Source organism: Desulforamulus profundi, from assembly GCF_002607855.1.
Genome location: NZ_AWQQ01000057.1, coordinates 1 through 1,389 on the forward strand (window position 1 = coordinate 1; position 1,389 = coordinate 1,389).

2 protein-coding genes and 1 pseudogene are annotated in these 1,389 nt (G+C 36.1%); 1 reads left to right on the forward strand and 2 read right to left on the reverse strand.

What is annotated here, in order from left to right:
- Both P378_RS24155 and P378_RS10780 read right to left on the reverse strand, forming a co-directional pair.
- Window positions 1–410 (reverse strand): annotated as a pseudogene (locus P378_RS24155) (IS1634 family transposase); the annotation flags it as partial.
- 235 nt (window positions 411–645) lie between these two features.
- A complete protein-coding gene (locus tag P378_RS10780; protein WP_207654028.1) occupies window positions 646–1,086 on the reverse strand; it encodes an HD domain-containing protein in 441 nt (146 codons plus the stop codon).
- Window positions 1,087–1,220: 134 nt separating this feature from the next.
- Here P378_RS10780 and P378_RS10785 point away from each other — a divergent pair.
- The coding region (locus P378_RS10785; RefSeq protein ID WP_143338468.1) for a transposase at window positions 1,221–1,389 on the forward strand (169 nt) is incomplete at its 3' end.

A 1,389-nucleotide genomic window follows, 5' to 3' on the forward strand; every position in this document is an offset into this window, starting at 1 on the left:
GCTGGATAACAAATTCTTTTGGGCAGGTAACAGCTTGTAAAGCATTGTTTTAGTGTACCAATCGCCAATTTGGTGTTTACTGACAGGGTTAACAACCCGGTTAATTGCTGCCAGCAGCATATATTCACCAACGCTTAGCCCCTGCTCCCGCTTGGGTGCATATTTATCGATTATCTCAACAACCCCAAGTTGTTTGGCGATATCATACAAAGCACATACAGCACCAAATTCTAAAACAATACTGTGTTTGGGATTGTCTAAATCGGATTTACCTTCAATAACCTTGGCAATGTCTTCTGCACGTCCCAGATATTTTTGATTAACGATTCTTGCTTACCGTTAACCCTGGCGGACTCAACCAGATAATAATAAAATTGATTTTTCTTCTTCTTTTTAATGATGGAAGCCATAGCCAYCTCCTGTCGTAGTGGTAGGGTAATACATRCTTCGACACAGAGGTGCCAAATTCCTGCAATAGCACCAATATATCCRGTAAAATAGGCATAAATTTATTTGTTTATTCGACCAAAGCAATGCAAAAGTTAATCATCAGTAGGGTAATACATATTTTTACCACTAATACCAAGCACTACCCATGAAAAATGTCTTTAAAATCAAGCATTGCAAGGATTCACATTTGAAATATTATGAGCATTGGTAAAGTAACGATTTAATAATTCGTAAACTCGGGCTAGGACCATTTTGCTGGTAGATGGTTAAAGAAGATATTAACCTTTCAAGGTCATATTTTCCGTAACTAACACCACAATAAAGCGAGTCCCTTAGTAAATAATCCATCTTATCTACATCTAACTCGCTATCCATGAACTTCTTTAAAAATATTAAATTTTTATCCTTAACTCTTCCTCGGTAAATATCACAAATTAGCTCGGGAGTAATATTATATTCCTCCCCATAGCTTTTCACAAATATTTGCCCAATTTCATTAATATATTCACCAATCTTAGTTTCTAGAATAATTTTCTCTGTAAAATCCTCATGTTCTAATCCCTCTGGAAGAACATCTTCTGATGCATGAGAAAAGGGAGCGTGTCCTAAATCATGGGTAAGGGCAATCAAACGCAATATTTGCCTTTGCCACTCCACATATTTTTTATCAAATAAATTAGGATGTTTTTTTATTACATTGTCATAGGCAACTTATAATGGATAAAGAAAACTAGACAAAAAAACAGCTTTATTTAAGGTGGATCGTTGCCGTGAGAAAATCATATTCTGGGGAGTTCAAAGCCAAGGTTGTACTGGAAATTCTCAAGGAAGAGAAAACCATATCCCAGATTGCTTCAGAGTATGGGATTCATCCAAATCAATTGCTTAAATGGAAAAAAGAGGCAATAAGATCTCTGGCAGAAGTTCTTGAAGATGGTC